The organism is uncultured Lactobacillus sp., assembly GCF_947367125.1.
Taxonomy (GTDB): Bacteria; Bacillota; Bacilli; order Lactobacillales; family Lactobacillaceae; genus Lactobacillus.
Genome location: NZ_CANBCQ010000005.1, coordinates 23,699 through 41,477 on the forward strand (window position 1 = coordinate 23,699; position 17,779 = coordinate 41,477).

A 17,779-nucleotide genomic window follows, 5' to 3' on the forward strand; every position below is an offset into this window, starting at 1 on the left:
ATTTTAGCAAAAGTTAGCTGAAAAAGAACTATGCTCGTTCTAATTATAACAATAATTTTGCGTAACCATGAAAAAAACGAACAAAAGCACTAACCATTGACCATCAAAAAAGTTAGAATATATTTGTACTTTCTAGTATAACGAAAATATCCTAAAAAATAAGACGTAGTGTCGTTTCAGATACTACGTCTTATTTTATGCATTTCTAGTTAGTTGAAGTTGCTGAAGTTTGAGTAACATAATCACTAAGGTTTAAAACTTGAGTATAACCATTAGTAACAATTGTCAAAGCACCACTATTTGAAAGTTGAATTGAGCTTTCTGGTACATTATTAGCAGTTGCAACCAATTGTACAATTGAAGTTACTTCTGCTGGAGTCAAATTACTAATGTTTGATACAGTGATTTTCTTACCGTTAAGTTTAGCCTTAGCGCTAACAATTGCAGCATCTGCTTCGTTAACTTGAGCAATAGTAGCTGTAGCATCGTTATTAACGGCAGTACCATCTGTAATTGCCTTATCATATGCAGCCTTTGCATCACTTGAAGCAAACTTGTAAGCTTCTGAGTTCTTAACACTAGTTGCTTCGTTAATGTCTTGAAGCAACTTAGTCTTATCAGCTGCTGTAGCAACTGTAACGTCTGCTCTAGCTTGTTCTGGAGTGTTAACAGGAGTTAAAATCTTACCACTTACAGCAACGTCTGAAGCTTTTAAATAGCCTCTACCGCTTGATAATTTGTAGAATAATTCTGGGGTAGCAGTTGCAGAAGTTGCAATATATCTCAATTCTGAAACTTGTTGACTTTGACCTGCGCCAAATGCTCTAACGTTATCTGGTTGTCCCTTAATGTTGTAAAGTGGAGCAACATTAATTGTAGTTACCTTGGTTACGTTTGGATCTACAGTATTATTACCAGGGTCAACAGTAGCAGCTCCGTCTGGTTCATTTACTGGTTCAAGTGCTGGACCAGAAATCTTACCTACATTAGCAGCCTTAACGAATTGATTATCACCAATCTTGTAGTAAAGCTTAGTACCAATGTATCTTGCTTCAGTAGTTTTAACAGTTTTACCCTTCTTGACTGTCTTCTTCTTGGTATCACCATTTTCATTGTAAATGTAAGCATTCTTCTTCATGGTGATTGAAGTTGCCTTGGTAGTTCTAGATACGTTGCCTGCCTTAACAAAAGCAGTACCCTTCTTATCAAGTTGGTAGTACTTCTTACCCTTAATAGTTTCAATACCATAAACGTCGATTGAAGCATCCTTTAAAAGCTTAGCTTTGCCTTGATACTTGTTAATGCGCTTACCATTCTTGTCATATACGTAAGCGTTACTCTTTAATGTGTAATTATAGTCGTTAGTTGCTTCTGTATCATCTGAAACAGCAGGTTTCTTATTTGCAGTAGCCTTACCGTCAATATTTACAGTTCTTACGAAAGCAATACCCTTCTTGTCAAGTTGGTAGTACTTCTTACCCTTGATAGTTTGAATACCATAAGTAGTAACTGAGTCACCCTTTAAGAACTTAGTCTTGCCTTGGTACTTGTTAATGCGCTTGCCGTTCTTGTCATAAATGTATGAGTTAGAAACAAACTTAGCCTTGGTACCCTTGGATAATGATGTAGTTGATGATGATGGCTTGCCATCTACATTAACAGCCTTGATATAAGCATTATTACCAAGACTGTAGTACTTCACGCCATCAATAGTTTTAGTACCATTAGTAGTAACAGTTACTCCCTTGGCAATAGTAGTGTACTTTGCACTACCCATGTACTTGTCAAGGCGCTTACCATTCTTGTCATATACATAAGCATTACGTACTAAAGTAATCTTATTGCTTGCTGCCTTCTTTGAAGCAGTCTTCTTAGGTGCAGCTTGAACAGTATTGACATTTTCTGCGGTACCCAAAAGAGGGGTAACACTCATCAATGCAGCTGCTGAGACCATCACTAATTTATGACTTAATTTCATCGATAAATACCTCATTCTTACAAAACATAAAGTTTATTTATATATTCTAAATCTAAAACTGTTTTTTGCCAATTTAGAAACGAAAAAGACATCTTTTCATAATGAAAAAGTGTCCCTTTACATCAATTATTACTTAACAGTTACGTCTGAAGCCTTAATGTAATATTTATTTGGTTGTAAAGCGTAGTATTTTACACCCTTAATGGTCTTAGTACCTAATCCCTTAAGAGAGATCTTTTTACCAATGTAGCTGGTGCCTAAATAGTTCTTAACGCGCTTACCATTCTTATCATAAACATAAGCTTTATTCTTAGTTACGATTTTTACTGCTTCAGAAACTGGCGTCTTCTTTGATGAAGCCTTCTTAGTAGTTGTTTTCTTTGTGCTGCTTTTTTTGCTAGTAGTTTTAGCAGCTTCTTTCTTGGTTGACTTCTTAACTACCTTTTTAGTAGTCTTCTTGTCACTAGTTTTCTTACTTGCCTTCTTAGTAGACTTAGTAGTTGCAGTAGAAGTAGTTACCTTCTTACCATTACTCTTAAGCGTATAAGTAGTATTACCTGACTTATAAGTTACTGTGCCTTCAGTTGCAGCCGCAGGAATCCAGTACTTCAAGTCAGTTTGAATACTGTAGTAAACTTGACCATCAATCTTCTTGACGTTCCAAATAGTGTAACTACCGCCCTTAGGAGCAGTCTTAGAAGTCTTTTTACCATTGCGGTCAACAAACTTCATTGTCTTAGTTACCTTAACTTTACTGTTCTTACCATAAGTATTATGTACACCACTAGTACTCTTGGTAGCAGCTTGAACAGGGGCAACATTTCCTGCCATTCCTACTACTGGGCTAACTCCCATTAAAACAGCTGCTGAAACCATAACTAACTTATGACTTAATTTCATAGTATTACCTACCTCATGTAAAAATTATTATTAGCACTCCCTATTGTAGGTCGCCAGTACAATTTTGCAATAAGTATTTAACATTTCTTAATAAAAAAAGTACCAGTCATTCAACTAGTACTTAATTGCTTAATCCCAATCCTTGTCTTGGGAAAGTGGAAGCTTATGCCAGTAATCTGGCTTATTAACTTGACGGCCACGACCAATTGCCATGTCATATTTATTAACGTCCTTAGTAACAGTTGTATCAGCTGCAATAAAGGCATGGTCTGCCACATTAATTGGAGCGATTAGCGTTGAGCCGGCGCCAATAAAGGCATGGTCACCAACATTTGTATGGAACTTCTTCACGCCATCGTAGTTGGAGAAGATAGTACCACAGCCAATATTAATGTCCTTACCCAAGGTAGCATCCCCAACATAAGTCAAGTGACCTACCTTAGTATTTTCACCAATTTCAGCCTTCTTAACTTCGACAAAGTTACCAATATGTGCTCCCTTGCGAATGATTGCCTTTGGACGCAAGTGTGAGTTAGGACCGATATCAGTATTATCATCCATTTCAGACTCTTCAATTGTTGAAGAAGTAATAGTTACATTATTGCCAATCTTGGAATCAACAATTCTTGAACCATTAGTAATGTAACAATCGCTACCGATTTCGGTATTGCCCTTAATTACAACATTACCTTCAATCACAGTATCATTGCCAATCTTAACATCTGCATCAATATAAGCAGTATCTGGATCAACAAATGAAACACCGTCACGCATGTGTTGTTCATTAATTCTTCTTTGCATGGTCTTAGTAGCTTGAGCTAAAGCAATACGGTCATTAACACCGAGACTTTCGCTAAAATCAGGCATCTTGTAAGCACCGACGCGTTCACCAGCATTGCGCAAGATTTCTAAGACATCAGTTAAGTAATATTCGCTTTGAGCATTATCGTTATTAACATGTTTCAATGCTTCAAATAATTTCTTATTATCAAAGCAAAAGACACCAGTGTTGATTTCTTTTACTTTTAATTCTTCTGGCTTACCGTCTTTTTGTTCTACAATTCGTAAAACATTACCCTGATCATCACGAATAATTCGACCATAACCAAATGGATTTGGAGCTTCTGCAGTCAAAACAGTTGCGGCATTGCCTTTTTCTGCATGATACTTGAACAATTCATCAAAAGTAGCAGTAGTGAAAAGTGGTGTATCACCAGTTACTACTAAGGTAGCACCATCTTTATCGCCTAACTCTTCACGCGCCGTCATTACTGCATCCCCGGTACCTAATTGCTTTTCTTGGAAGGCAAACTTAGACTTATCTGCCAACACTTTTTTTACATCTTCTGCACCAGTACCGACAATTGTAACAACTTCAGCTGGATTAACACCACGAGCTGCATCAACAACATGCTCAACCATTGTTTTGCCACAAACTTTGTGTAAAACCTTGTACAACTTTGATTTCATTCGCGTACCCTTGCCTGCAGCAAGAACAACTACATATTTTTCCATTATATTAACCTCTTAATAATCAAAACTTGAGTCTAGTATACCATTTTAGAAACGGTCAAAATCAGTTTCAGTTAAGAAGTTGCCTGGTTCAGCCATGATTAATTTTTTAGCAGTATCAATTTCACTAATTTTTACTAATGAAAGATAATTTTTGATCAATTTTTCTTTATCAAAATCAGCTTCACAAAGAACACAAACGCCAGCAATTGTGCCATCAAATTCCTTAACCAATTCTTCCATTCCAGTTAAAGTACCGCCGCCCTTCATAAAGTCGTCGACGATTAATACCTTGGCGCCTTTTTCAAGCGCACGAGTTGGCAATTCCATCTTAGATACACGGGACAATGATGAAGAAATATAGTTAACAGAAACAGTCGCACCTTCTGTAACCTTAGAACGTTTTCTAGCTGTCACAAATGGGACGTCTAAAAAGCGCGCAACAGCTTGAGCTAAAGCAATCCCTTTAGTTTCAACCGTCATTACTGCATCAATTTCTTCATAAGCGTAACGAGTAGCAACCAATTCACCGATTTTACGTAAATCTTGTGTATTACCCAAAATATCTGATAAATATACAAAGCCACCAGCTAAAATTCTACTTGGATCTTCAATTCGCGATGACAAGTCAGCCAAATATGTTTCTGCATGCTTTTTTCCTAAAAATGGGATATACCGCACACCACCAGCTGCACCAGCTACGGTCTCTAAAATGCCATCCTGGTTGCTGGCAAGAGTATGCTTCAAAATCGCTAAGTCTTCTGAAATAGATGACTTAGCAGCGCCGTAACGCTTAGCAAAGAATGGTAGTGCAATTAAAGTATGGGGACGCTCCATTAAATATTTGGTCATGTCCACCAGTCTTTCTGAACGTTTCATGAAATTTCCTTTCTAATGTTTGTTTTATACTTAATAAATATACTCTAAAGGGCAAAAAAAAGCACTAACATTTTAATAAATGCTAGTGCAATTTTCAAAAAAGTGTTTATGCTTCAGCTTCTTCTGCTTCATCATCGAATTCTAACGCAATATTCTTAGTTAATAGATCGGTATAACTGTAAGAAACATGTTTAAAATTATTTTGATGTTGGTCTAAATCAACCACAAACACTGCAGGGAAAGTTTCTCGTAAAATTCCCCGTCTCTTAGTAACTTTCTTACGACCCGCTTGAGCTACTACTGTCAAAGTATCACCTAAGTGAGAATCCAACTTATGTTTAATTGTGATAATTGATGTTGGCACTAAACAACAGCTCCTTTACCAACATTTTATCACAAATATATAATAAATTCAATATTATACATCATCTTGCAGGAATAAAGCTAGCAATTTTAATAAATTGTTTAATTGTTAATTCTTCAGGGCGAATTCTTGGATCTACCCCTAATTCCGCAAATAATTCATCACGCTTAGTTTTATCAGGCAACAAAGCTTTTAAATTATTATTGAGTGTCTTTCTTCTCTGTGAAAAACACATTTTCACTACCCAAATAAAATGCTTACGATTTTCAATTGCTGGCTTTTCCTTCAGTGGCGTTAAGACAACTACGCTCGAGTCTACTTTTGGCCGCGGCATAAAGGAATTATGACTCACCTGCAAAGCAAGTTTAACATTCATTTCGGTCTGAACGGAAATAGTCAACGGACCGTATTCCTTGCTGCCTGGTTGGGCTTCTAATCGTTCTGCTACTTCTTTTTGCATCATTAAGGTCAATGAAGTAAAGTGCAAATCTGATTCAGCTAAGGCAAAAATGATTGGCGTAGTGATGTAATACGGCAAGTTAGCTACAACTTTAATTGGCTTAGTAAAATCAAAGAAGTCACCAATATCTACCTTAAAGTCCGCTTTTAATACATCTTTCAAGATCAGCTTAAAGCGACTATCTAATGGCTGATCATCGATTTTTTTAGGCAATTCATTTTGCAAAATTGTTGGCAAACTATCATCAACTTCGTAGGCAAAAACTTTAGCCCCTGCTAAAAGCAATTGCTCAGTCAACGAACCAATCCCCGGACCAATTTCAATTACCTGATCACCTTTTTCAATGCCGGCTGCTTCGACAATACCCAAAATAGCATTTTGATCAATTAAGAAATTTTGTCCTAAATTTTTCTTTGCTTTCACAAAATAGCGATTAACAATTGCCTGCGTTCTAACGGGAGAACCAATTGGAATATTATTGGCCATATTCAACCTCCTCAACAGCTGTCTTCAATTCAGCAAGTGAAACACCAAACGTATGCAAACGATTATAAAACTGCTTAGAGTTGCCGTAACCAACCCGCAATTTAATTCCAACTTGCTCACGCAACTTCCGCGCTCCCTTGCCTCCAGCAAGACCTAATTGACGATAAGCTTTTTCAGTTAAATCACTTTTTTGTGGTTCAACTTCATGCAAATCACTTAAAGCTCGTTCTAATGCCTCTTTTGAAGCGTGTTCTACACCGAGACTACCTTTTTTATGAGGCTCGCCTTCTTTACGCGTAATAAATGCTTGCTTGGCATCTGGAACCGTATTAGTCACAATGCGGCGAATTCTTTCTCCATTAAAGTCAGGATCAGTAAAAACAATAATCTGGCGCGTTTCACTTAATTTTTTAATTTGCTTCAACACTTCATCTGAAACAGCTGAGCCATTAGTTTCTATCGTTTCAATTCCTGGGAAAAATTGCTTTAAGCGAATGGTATCGTCTTTTCCCTCAACAACGATTACCGCATCAAAATTCTTTTTATTTAAGCCCATAAACTCTCACTGTGTTCTTATAAGTAGCATCCGCTACTTTTTCTAATGGAATATCCTTCAACTTAGCGATTGCTTCGGCTACATAACGCACATAGCCCGTCTCATTTTGACGGCCGCGATATGGCTTAGGCGTCAGATATGGCGCATCAGTCTCAACCAAAATTCGATCAAGTGGTGCAGCCTTTGCACTCTCATGTACTTGCGTAGCTTTAGTAAACGAAACCACACCAGAATATGAAAAGTAAACATTCAAGTCTAAGAACTTATTCAACCAGTCAACGCCGCCATTAAAACTATGCAAAATTGCACCATATTCCAAATTACTATTTTTCAAAATATCATAGCAATCATCAAATGCATCACGCGTATGGATATCAACTGGCATTTTGAGATCGTGAGCCACTTCAATTTGCCGAGCAAAAACTTCGCGCTGAACATCTCTAGGAGATTCATCCCAATAATAATCAAGACCAATCTCTCCCATTGCTACAACCTTGGGCATTTTTAACTGTTCAACTAACTGATCTTCTGACTCTTGATCATAGTCTTTAGCAACATCAGGACAGTAACCGACCATGGCATAAACATTATCAAATTTTTGCGCCAAATCAACTGCTCTTTGATTAAAATCAGGATCTTGACCAGCACAAATAACCTTGGTAACGCCTAAATCTTTGGCCCGTTCAAGATAATATTGTTCCTTACCGCGAAAAGGCTCATCGTTCAAATGAGTGTGATTATCAATAATCTCCATTAGCCTAATTCAGCCCCAATTGCATGTTCATCGCCAACAAGTGCCAACTTAACTTGACCATCTTTTTCACTTGATAAGAGCATCCCTTCACTAAGGTGACCTAGCATCTTACGTGGCTTCAAGTTAGTAACTGCCAAAACCTTTTTATCTAAAAGTTCACTTACATCTGGATAGAACTTGCGAATTCCACTCAAGATTTGTGTTTCTTTACCATTGCCAAAGTCTAACTTAAACATCAATAATTTACTTGAGCCTTTGACTGGTTCAACTGATAAAATTTGACCTACTTGAATCTTAACCTTGTCAAAATCATCAATGGTGATTTCGTCATTCTTCTTTTGTTCACTTCTAGTGGTCTTCTTTGGCTTAGCCTTAGCCATTTCATCCTTAATGTACTTAACTTCTTCGTCAAGCTTAAGTCTTGGGAAGATTGGTTGTGGCTTTTCAATTACCTTAACATCCCATTCAAAGTCACCAAAGGCTAAATGCTTAGCATCGTCATTATCCCAGTTTAAACCAAGTTGATTGAACATGATTGGTGCAGTTTCGGTCATTACTGGTTCAATCATAATAGCAATTAAGCGTAAACTTTCAGCCAAATTGCTCATTACCTTGCTAAGTTCTTCTTTTTTACCTTCTTTATTCAAAGCCCATGGAGTAGTTTCATCAATATATTTATTAGCACGAGAAACAAGTTTCCAAATACTATCTAAAGCCTTTGAAAAGTGAAGTGAATCCATATTTTCGCGATAATCATTAATTACGCTAGCAGCAGTATCTTGTAATTCTTTACCAAACTTTGCTTGAGCAACAGGTACTGCCGCAACATGACCAGCTTGATATTGATTAATCATTGAAACGGTACGGTTAAGCAAGTTGCCCAAGTCATTAGCCAAATCATAATTAATTCTTTCCACAAAATCTTCTGGCGTAAAAATACCATCATCACCAAATGGCAAGGCACGCATCAAGTAGTAACGAAGTGGATCAACGCCATAACGACTAGTAAGTGATTCTGGGTAAACAGCATTTCCCTTTGACTTAGACATCTTGCCGTTTTTCATCAAAACCCAGCCGTGACCAATAATGTGCTTAGGAAGTGGCAAATCAAGTGCCATCAACATAATTGGCCAATAAATAGTGTGGAAACGAACGATTTCCTTACCTACCAAATGAACATCTGCTGGCCAATATTTCTTAAACAATGAATCATCATCTGAGCCATAGCCCAAAGCGGTAATATAGTTTGAAAGTGCATCGATCCAAACATAAACAACGTGCTTAGGATCGCTTGGAACTGGAATGCCCCAGTTAACAGTAGTACGAGTAACTGACAAGTCTTCCAAGCCTGGCTTAATAAAGTTATTAAGCATCTCCTTTTCACGTGAATGAGGCAAAATAAATTCAGGATGTTCCTTGTAGTATTCCACCAAACGGTCAGCATACTTGCTCATCTTGAAGAAGTAGGATGGTTCCTTAACCAAACGTACTTCATGACCACTTGGAGCCTTACCGCCGATTACATTACCATCATCATCTTTGTAAACTTCAGCAAGTTGTGATTCAGTAAAGTATTCTTCATCTTCAACTGAGTACCAGCCAGTATATTCGCCTAAGTAGATGTCACCTTTTGCTAATAATTTTTCAAAAATCTTTTGTACGGCAGCTACGTGCTCTTTGTCAGTTGTTCTAATAAACTTATCGTAAGAAATATTGAGACTCTTCCATAATTTCTTGTAAGAAGCCGCCATCTTGTCGACGAACTCTTGTGGCTTAATTCCTTGTGCTTCAGCTTTTTGTTCAATCTTTAAGCCGTGTTCATCAGTACCAGTTAAAAAGAAAGTATCGTAGCCTTGACTGCGCTTGTAACGAGCCATTGTATCAGCTGCAATAGTAGTATAAGCATTACCGATCGTTAAGCGACCAGATGGATAGTAAATTGGGGTTGTAATATAAAAAGTATCTTTATCAGCCATTAATTAGTCATACTCCTTTAATTGTCTAAAATATCTATTTTATTTTAACATGCAAAAAAGGGAATTGGGCTAAAACCGCCAATTCCTTTCAATTCAAATCAGAATTTTTCTTTTTTCAAATATAAGTGCTTAACCAAAGTCGTCAATAAAACGTAGATTACTTCTAGCAAGAAGACTATGCCCCAATAACCAAACGGCAATTGAGTTAGGCCCAAACTTGGCGCGATACTTGATGAAGGCAACATTGTACCAATAATTGCCATACCAAAGGTAACCAAGAACACCACTGGCGTGGCATGTTGCTTAAAGAATGGAAAACGTTCATCACGCAAAGTGTGAATCACCATAATTCTTGTCCAAAGCGATTCCACAAAAATCCCCGAATAAAATAGTGTCATAAAGACCCAATGATGATAATTAGACCCTACTAAATATGGACAAATCACATAAAACATCAAGCCCATTGCGATAAAATCAATAATTGCTGGAATCGGGCCAAAATTAAGTACAAACTTCGGCCATCTCTTAATCGACCATTTTTGTGGCTTTTTGACATAGTTTTTAGAAACACTATCAAAGGGAATAACCAGACAACTTATGCTAAACAGCAAATTTAAAATTAAAACTTGCAATGGCAAAAGAGGCAAAAATGGCAAGAGCAGCGATGAAACAACCATCGCAATTACACTACCAGCGTTAGTTACCAAGAAGGTCTTAATATATTTCATTGTATTTGAAAAGACTTTTCGGCCCATTAGAATCATTTCTTCTAATAGCTGCAAATCTTTTTGCTCAAAAATAATATCGGCTGACTCTTTGATAATATCAACTGACGTATTCGAAGTTACGGTCACATCAGCTACCTTCATTGCTAAAGCGTCTTTATTGCCATTCCCCATATAACCGACTGTATGACCGTTTGCTTTGAGTGCATTAATAATTTTTACTCTTAATTCCGGGGTTATTCGCACAAATATATCGCATTTTTCAACAATTTCACGCAACTCTTCCGGGCTAGCCGCTTCGATCTGGGTGCCGTCATAAACAGTATCAACGTTTAATCCTACCTGCAAAGCAATAGCACGAGTAACTGCTTCATTGTCACCAGTAAAAATCTTGACATCAACATAATCTTTTTTAAGATCTTCCAGCGCTTCTTTAGTTGTTTCTTTTGGCGGATCAAGATAAGCCAAATAGCCAATAATGGTTAAATCATGTTCATCTTTAGCAGAGAACTCACCTACTGGGGCAGGATTTAATTTATAACCTACTAAAAGTACCCGTAAACCGTCATCGTTTAATTCATTAATCTGATTTAAGATCTTTTCTCGCCAGGCAGTAGTTAAATTCTCAACCTTGCCATTAAGTTCAACCTTATTAGAAATTGCCAGCATCCCTTCAGCGGCACCTTTAGTTACTAATAAGTGCTGCCCGTGGTGTTCATCGTTATCTACCACTACCACGCTCATTCTTTTTCGAGTGTAGTCAAAGGGAATTTCGTCAATTTTATTGTAATCACGCTGAATTTCGTTTACATCTAGTTCATCGCCCGCGGCATCAATTACCGCCTTATCGATTAAATCTTTTACCCCAGTTTGATAATATGCATTCAAATATGAAAACTTTAAAATCTGTGGGGTTTCTTGCATATCTAAATCATAGTGACGCTCTAAAACCACTTGATTTTGTGTCAAAGTCCCGGTTTTATCGATACAGAACACATCAGTTGAGCCCAAATTCTGAATAGCATTCATTTGCTTAACGACAGCGCCATTTTTGGACATTTCCCGTGCGCCCCGTGTTAAATTGGAATTAACAATAATCGGCAACACTTCTGGTGTTAGGCCAACTGCCGCTGTCAAAGCGAAAATTAAGCTTTCCCCCCAATTGCCCTTAGTCAGGCCATTAATCACAAACAAAAGCGGAATCACAATTGCTGTCGCGATAATCAATATTTTAGCTAATTGCTTCATTTCCCGGTCAAACAGGGTAGTTTTTACTTTTTTACGGGAAATAGCCTGAACTTCTTTGCCAAAAACAGTGTGATTGCCAATTGCAAAAACAATCCCGGTGCCAGAGCCTGAAACAATGGTTGTTCCCTCATATAGAATATTAGGGTAGTTCAAATAATCATTAGCCATACTCGGCTTAATTACTACATTAGCCATCTTTTCTGCCGGCTCAGGATCCCCATCTAAATAGCTTGATGAGCAAAAAAGATCTTTGCTAGTTAACAACTTCATATCCGCTGGAATCATATCACCAGCCGACAAGTTAATTACATCACCAATCACTACTTCATCTGTTGGCAATTCCACATTTTTGCCATCACGCCGGATATTCGTTGTAACTGATACCATATTGAGTAATTGATCAGTTACCTTAGCAATTTTGATTTTTTGGATAAAATTGACGAGAACCGAGATAATCAACATCACGATCATCACTATCGTAGTAATTAAGTCATTATCTCCTTGTGGCACCAAAATATAACTAGTAAACAGGGTTAATAAAGTTAATACTAATAAAACCAACGTAAATGGCGTAGCGATTGATTCCCATAATAAGCGCCATTTAGAGGAATTGCTATTAGTAATGATTTCGTTTTTGCCATATTCTCTTCTGTTTTCTTCAGCCTTATTGGTCGAAAGTCCCTCAGCACTCGCTTGCAAACGCGCCAGAGTTTCACTACGCGATTCGCGAGCAATTCGTTTTATTCGCTGAATATCTATATTCGATCGCTTCTTGCTAGCTGCTTTTAACATGATTGCTGCTATTTTCTCCCTTCTTTAATCGGGACAAGCAAAACAAAAAAGCCACCTGTAATATCTGCAGGTGACTTTCGCCAAACAAGGCTTCTGTCATACTCGTCGTTCAGTTTTAACACTACGTGACGTAAGCACATGCTAGCTATCTGGATCTCGCCTTAAGTCGACGACACCTATTTAACCCGTTGGCATCTCTGGATGTTTCTGGGCGATAGCGTGTGTTCACGTAGGAGTCTCACCTAACAGTTTTTTCGCTAATTATGTCTACAAAAAGTGTAAGGACAAAATGCAAATAAGTCAAGTCGACTATTCTTTCGAAATTGAGCTATGATGACTATATTTACGCAAGAAATAAATTATTCCCATAATTAAAAAGGCTAGAGCCAAGGCAATCGGCAACGCTACACTATGCGGATGAGCAATTTTATTTTGCTCAGATTGCGTTAAATCATATTTATCAAGCGCATATTGATATTGTTGATCTACTTTAGTTGCACATGCCCGAAAGACAAAGCGAATTCCTTGGTTAAAGGTCGCGTTATTAGGGCTGCGCAACTTATCTACTTCAGCCCGCAAAATATTGCCGCGCGCATCTGCAGTAAAAGCACTATGCAGATCTTTAGTTGAAAAAATCTGCACATTACGTTTTTTACCCTTTTGACCTACCACAATAAAGACTGTTCGCTTAGAGTGATCCAACATTTTAGGTGTTAATTTATTCAGCCTTTTAACGGTCATAATTACAATTTGGGGCTGCTCCTTAGTCTGAAAATAGCGATCATTTTTTTCAGTAACTAAAGTCCGGGTCTCTTTGTCTAAAATATGAGCATGATCTTCAATGTTGGGTTGAGTAAAAGCAGTTGTTGTTAAAAAAACAGCTATCAATCCTAACAGCCAAACAAAATTAATTCTCGTCTTCTTCAAGTTTATGAGCCAAGCTTTCCACGTATTTGCGATTAATCTTAATCTGTTCATAAGGTACCCCGCTATCATGAAGTAATTGCATTGCTAATGGATTATCCCGATAATCAAAATAATAATTAATCTTTTTTACACCAGCTTGCAACAAAGATTTACAGCAATTATAGCAAGGAAAATGCGTCACATAAATCTCAGTATTTTCGGTTGAAACGCCAAACTTAGCGCACTGAATAATAGCATTCATTTCTGAATGAATGGTTCTCACACAATGTCCATCAACCATTTGGTGCCCTACATCATCACAGTGTGGTTGCCCTGAAACAGAACCATTATAACCAGTACCGATAATTCGATTATCTTTTACTAAGACACTGCCAACTAATGCGCGATTACAAGTAGACCGTCGCGCAATAACCAACGCCTGCATCATAAAATATTGCTTCCAAGGAATCCGATCGTGCATATTTTTTACCCCTAAATTATTTATTCTTGAAATAATTCAAACCAATGGCATCGCGAACTTGATCAAGAGTAGCATTAGCTACTTGGTTAGCCTTCTTTGAACCTTCCAAAAGCATTTCATAAACGGCATCTTCATCTTGAGCAAACTTTTCCCGGCGTTCACGAATTGGAGCTAATTCAGCTTCAAGGACCTTATTTAAGTAGCGCTTGATCTTAACATCGCCAAGGCCGCCCTTTTGGTACTCTTCCTTAAGTTCCGCCACCTTAGCCTTATCTGGATCAAAAACATCAAGATAAGTAAAGACAGTATTACCTTCAATCTTACCCGGATCTTCAACGTGAATATGATCTGGATCAGTGTACATTGACATAACCTTCTTTTGGACTGTCTTAGCATCGTCAGCTAAGTAAATGGCATTACCCAATGACTTAGACATTTTGGCATTTCCATCAAGTCCAGGCAAACGACCTTGTCCCTTAGGTGGGAAGTAGCCCTTAGGTTCAACTAAAACATCACAGTTATAAACGCGGTTAAAGGTTCTAACAATTTCACGCGTTTGTTCAAGCATTGGTTCTTGATCATCCCCAACTGGGACAACTGTTGCCTTAAAAGCAGTAATATCGGCAGCTTGAGAAACAGGATAGTTTAAAAAGCCGACCGGAATTGAATCTTTAAAGCCCTTTTGCTTAATTTCTGTTTTTACAGTTGGGTTTCTTTCAAGCCGAGCGACAGTTACCAAATCCATGTAGTAAGCAGTTAATTCAAATAAAGCAGGAATTTGTGACTGAACATAAATCGTTGACTTAGTTGGATCAATTCCCACAGCTAAATAATCTAAAGCTACTTGGATTAAACTATTGCGAATTTTCTCAGGATTACGTGCATTATCAGTCAAAGCCTGCGTATCGGCAATCATAATATAAGGATCATACTTGCCAGAATTTTGTAATTTTACCCTGTTTTTCAATGAACCAATATAGTGGCCGATGTGCAATTTACCAGTGGGACGGTCACCTGTTAATAAAATTTCTTTTGCCATCTTTTTGCTCTTTTCTAATTTTTAAAAGTTTATTTTTTATCTAATTGCTTAATTACCTAATTTTAACAAAAAATAAGCTATGATTAAACTAGATACAAGAAAGGACCTCGCCATGTGTAACCAATTTCATTTACCTGATTTAAAACAAATTCAAGCATATCTCAAAAGCGATCTTAACCTGCCTTTAGTTGAACCTGATTTTTCCATTCAGGCAACAGATATTTTTCCTAATCAAACGGCACCTGTTTTGCTTTATCAAGATAACAAATTACAGCTAAGCAATAAAAAATGGGGTTATCCTAATCCGATTGATCCCAAAAAATCATTATTTAATGCTCGCATTGAACGCTTTTATGAAGCAAAAACTTCAATGTGGGACAAATCTTTTGCCCAGCAGCGCTGCCTGATTATTACCGATCACTTCTTTGAATATGCTCATACCACCTATACCGCAAAAAACGGCCGCAAATACCATGACCGCTATGCCTTTCATACAGATGCTCCAATCACTTTGATTGCTGGAATTTATGATCATGATCGCTTCTCCATGGTTACTACTACACCGAACAAAGATATGGCACCGATTCATAACCGCATGCCTTTGGTGATTTTGCCAAACGAATTACGGCGCTGGCTTTTTCAAAATTTTACTAGTTTAATTAACCGCGAAAGTGTTGATCTTCACGTAGAAAAAATGCTACAATAAAAACATATTGCGGGTATAGTTAAATGGTAGAACGACAGCTTCCCAAGCTGTAGATGCGGGTTCGATTCACGCTATCCGCTTTTTTTATACAAAAAATAAGGATGAGAATGTATCACAATTTCTCATCCTTTTAACATTATCTTAAATCATAATCACTGTGAGTACGCCACTAACCACAGCTAAGTAAATTGGCATCCATAATGTTTGCGTGTACAGGTAGCTCCAGGCAAAAATCATTCCGTAAACTGCTTCAATAATAAATAGTAATAATGAATTTTGAAAATTCAACAAACTAAAAATCAAACCTGAAACAATGATACCAGTAATTGCAACTTGCTTAGTATTTCGCCGAAAAGCATAATTAAATAAAAAGCCAGTTGCCAAAAATTCTTGTAGGATTGGCAAGACGATTCCTTGAACAACAATCAAAAACCAAAACATATTAACCGATTCGCTTTTGGCATAAATCAGTTGAAAATCATAATGGTTTAATTTGCCATATGCTTGCAAGTACGAGATTGAAATTTGTGTAACAGTAATTACTAGCGTCAATAAAACAACCGTTGATAAATTGCCTAACCAGGGAAGTTTAAAATCTCGCGCAAAAAAAGATTGCTCGCGATTAAAACGATAAATATAAAACAATAAAATCATGGCTGCAACTAAGCCAAATAAAATCAAGTCCCAAATATGGACCGGGGATTTTCTAGTAACTAGCTTAGTTACCGCATAGACGACAACATAGCCAACTAAATAAACAGCATAGCGAATTACGTTACCCTCTCTTGATTGTGGCGTATTCAAATTCTTCACTCCTACTCTGAATTGTATCCTACAAAACCCATATTATACCAGAAAAAGCTAGTTTATTATAGCTTTGCGGCTACTTTACTTCCACAATCGTTACTTGATATTCACCTGCTGGTGCCGCAACGGTAACAGTAGTACCAGCTTCTTTTTTCATAATTGCTTGTCCTAACGGTGAATCAAATGAAACCTTTCCCGCCGCAAGGTCAGCTTCCATCCGGCCTACTACCTTATATTCTTCAGTCTCATCATCGTCATCAAATTTCAAAACGACCGTCTTACCCAAATTTACTTTACCATCGTCTTTAGTCTCAACGATTTCTGCATACTTTAACTGCTTACCTAAATAACGCAGACGACTTTGTAAATGACCCAGATCACGTTTAGCTTCTGTATACTCAGTATTTTCTGATAGATCGCCTAAAGCACGTGCAGCCTGCAAAATCTTAATCCTACGTGGCCGATCTTTCTTTAACTTAGCAATTTCATCTTCAATTTGTCGATAACCTTCTGGCGTCATTTTTTGAAAATATACCATTTTATTTCACAAACTTTCCTTTCATTTTCTATACATAATAATTATCCATCGTATAAAAATGGCTAAATAGTAAGATTTTTAAAGCAAAATTAGCACTATACATTTTTGAGTGCTAATTTCTGCCATTTTTCTAAAAAGCGACTACAATAATCAATGTAAGGAATAAAGAGATCAAGCAACGAGTTGGTCTTTTCTTTATATTCTAAATAAGCAAACTCAAAAATGAAAGGAAGTTTTATTTATGGCAAACGATATAATGAATCGGCGCAATGATATGATGGATGCAATGAATGATTGGTTTGGTTTTCCAAGAAACTTCTTTGATGACAATGAAATTGAAAACATTATGCAATCTGATGTTGCAGAAACAGACAAGGATTACATGGTTAAGATTGATATGCCAGGAATGGATAAGCATGATATCAATATTAACTACAAGGATGGCACTTTAAATGTTAGTGGCACCAGAAAATCATTCAAGGACACTAGCGACAAAAACAGAAATGTCATTCACAAGGAAAGAAGCGAAGGTAGCATCTCTAGAAGCTACAGATTACCAAATGTAGTTGCAAGTGAGATCCATGCAAAGTATGATAATGGTGTATTGACCATCACTTTGCCTAAGGAAACTGCCGGCGATGATGGCAATTCTATCAAAATTGATTAATTTAT

At 37.2% G+C, this 17,779-nt stretch carries 17 protein-coding genes, 1 tRNA gene and 1 riboswitch; of the genes, 3 read left to right on the top strand and 15 right to left on the bottom strand.

Annotated elements, in window-relative coordinates:
* Positions 1-205: 205 nt before the first annotated feature.
* The 13 genes from Q0Y84_RS02500 to trpS form a co-directional block, all read right to left on the bottom strand.
* Positions 206-1,978: an SLAP domain-containing protein gene (locus Q0Y84_RS02500; protein WP_297950582.1), complete on the bottom strand. Its 1,773-nt coding sequence runs from the start codon at positions 1,976-1,978 to the stop codon at positions 206-208.
* Between the two features lie 129 nt (positions 1,979-2,107).
* On the bottom strand, positions 2,108-2,878 hold the full coding sequence (locus Q0Y84_RS02505) for an SLAP domain-containing protein (RefSeq protein ID WP_297950583.1): 771 nt from the start codon (positions 2,876-2,878) through the stop codon (positions 2,108-2,110).
* A gap of 129 nt (positions 2,879-3,007) precedes the next feature.
* Positions 3,008-4,393, bottom strand: coding sequence for a bifunctional UDP-N-acetylglucosamine diphosphorylase/glucosamine-1-phosphate N-acetyltransferase GlmU (gene glmU / locus Q0Y84_RS02510; RefSeq protein ID WP_297950584.1), 1,386 nt, complete (start codon positions 4,391-4,393; stop codon positions 3,008-3,010).
* Between the two features lie 45 nt (positions 4,394-4,438).
* Positions 4,439-5,269 (bottom strand): pur operon repressor, encoded by an 831-nt coding sequence (gene purR, locus Q0Y84_RS02515; RefSeq protein ID WP_297950585.1) that lies wholly within the window; start codon positions 5,267-5,269, stop codon positions 4,439-4,441.
* Between the two features lie 106 nt (positions 5,270-5,375).
* Positions 5,376-5,633, bottom strand: coding sequence for a Veg family protein (locus tag Q0Y84_RS02520; protein ID WP_005718479.1), 258 nt, complete (start codon positions 5,631-5,633; stop codon positions 5,376-5,378).
* Positions 5,634-5,694: 61 nt separating this feature from the next.
* On the bottom strand, positions 5,695-6,579 hold the full coding sequence (rsmA, locus tag Q0Y84_RS02525) for a 16S rRNA (adenine(1518)-N(6)/adenine(1519)-N(6))-dimethyltransferase RsmA (RefSeq protein ID WP_297950586.1): 885 nt from the start codon (positions 6,577-6,579) through the stop codon (positions 5,695-5,697).
* A complete protein-coding gene (gene rnmV, locus Q0Y84_RS02530; protein ID WP_297950588.1) occupies positions 6,569-7,135 on the bottom strand; it encodes a ribonuclease M5 in 567 nt (188 codons plus the stop codon). The genes rsmA and rnmV overlap by 11 nt, the downstream gene beginning before the upstream one ends.
* Positions 7,122-7,889 carry a TatD family hydrolase gene (locus Q0Y84_RS02535; protein WP_297950589.1) on the bottom strand — a complete coding sequence of 256 codons (768 nt, stop codon included), beginning with the start codon at positions 7,887-7,889 and terminating at the stop codon, positions 7,122-7,124. Before Q0Y84_RS02535 ends, rnmV begins: the two co-directional genes overlap by 14 nt.
* Complete coding sequence (gene metG, locus Q0Y84_RS02540) at positions 7,889-9,865, bottom strand: methionine--tRNA ligase (RefSeq protein WP_297950590.1); 1,977 nt, start codon at positions 9,863-9,865, stop codon at positions 7,889-7,891. Before metG ends, Q0Y84_RS02535 begins: the two co-directional genes overlap by 1 nt.
* A gap of 98 nt (positions 9,866-9,963) precedes the next feature.
* Positions 9,964-12,630 (bottom strand): magnesium-translocating P-type ATPase, encoded by a 2,667-nt coding sequence (mgtA, locus tag Q0Y84_RS02545; RefSeq protein WP_297950591.1) that lies wholly within the window; start codon positions 12,628-12,630, stop codon positions 9,964-9,966.
* A 93-nt stretch (positions 12,631-12,723) separates the two neighbouring features.
* A riboswitch (M-box (ykoK) riboswitch) is annotated at positions 12,724-12,887 on the bottom strand.
* Between the two features lie 52 nt (positions 12,888-12,939).
* The gene (locus tag Q0Y84_RS02550; protein WP_297950592.1) at positions 12,940-13,557 is read right to left on the bottom strand and encodes a TPM domain-containing protein; all 618 of its coding nucleotides are present in this window, start codon (positions 13,555-13,557) and stop codon (positions 12,940-12,942) included.
* Entirely contained in the window at positions 13,538-14,017 is a 480-nt protein-coding gene (locus Q0Y84_RS02555) for a ComE operon protein 2 (protein WP_297950593.1), read from the bottom strand. The genes Q0Y84_RS02550 and Q0Y84_RS02555 overlap by 20 nt, the downstream gene beginning before the upstream one ends.
* Positions 14,018-14,033: 16 nt before the next feature.
* On the bottom strand, positions 14,034-15,056 hold the full coding sequence (trpS, locus tag Q0Y84_RS02560) for a tryptophan--tRNA ligase (RefSeq protein WP_297950594.1): 1,023 nt from the start codon (positions 15,054-15,056) through the stop codon (positions 14,034-14,036).
* Positions 15,057-15,168: 112 nt separating this feature from the next.
* On the opposite strand from trpS, the gene Q0Y84_RS02565 reads away from it, so the two are divergent.
* Complete coding sequence (locus tag Q0Y84_RS02565; protein WP_297950595.1) at positions 15,169-15,762, top strand: SOS response-associated peptidase family protein; 594 nt, start codon at positions 15,169-15,171, stop codon at positions 15,760-15,762.
* Positions 15,763-15,771: 9 nt separating this feature from the next.
* Positions 15,772-15,842: transfer RNA gene (locus Q0Y84_RS02570), tRNA-Gly, on the top strand.
* A 61-nt stretch (positions 15,843-15,903) separates the two neighbouring features.
* Here the strand turns inward: Q0Y84_RS02570 and Q0Y84_RS02575 are convergent.
* Both Q0Y84_RS02575 and greA read right to left on the bottom strand, forming a co-directional pair.
* The gene (locus Q0Y84_RS02575) at positions 15,904-16,566 is read right to left on the bottom strand and encodes a type II CAAX endopeptidase family protein (RefSeq protein WP_297950596.1); all 663 of its coding nucleotides are present in this window, start codon (positions 16,564-16,566) and stop codon (positions 15,904-15,906) included.
* Positions 16,567-16,645: 79 nt separating this feature from the next.
* On the bottom strand, positions 16,646-17,107 hold the full coding sequence (gene greA, locus Q0Y84_RS02580; RefSeq protein WP_297950597.1) for a transcription elongation factor GreA: 462 nt from the start codon (positions 17,105-17,107) through the stop codon (positions 16,646-16,648).
* A gap of 241 nt (positions 17,108-17,348) precedes the next feature.
* On the opposite strand from greA, the gene Q0Y84_RS02585 reads away from it, so the two are divergent.
* The gene (locus Q0Y84_RS02585; RefSeq protein WP_297950598.1) at positions 17,349-17,774 is read left to right on the top strand and encodes an Hsp20/alpha crystallin family protein; all 426 of its coding nucleotides are present in this window, start codon (positions 17,349-17,351) and stop codon (positions 17,772-17,774) included.
* Positions 17,775-17,779: the final 5 nt, after the last annotated feature.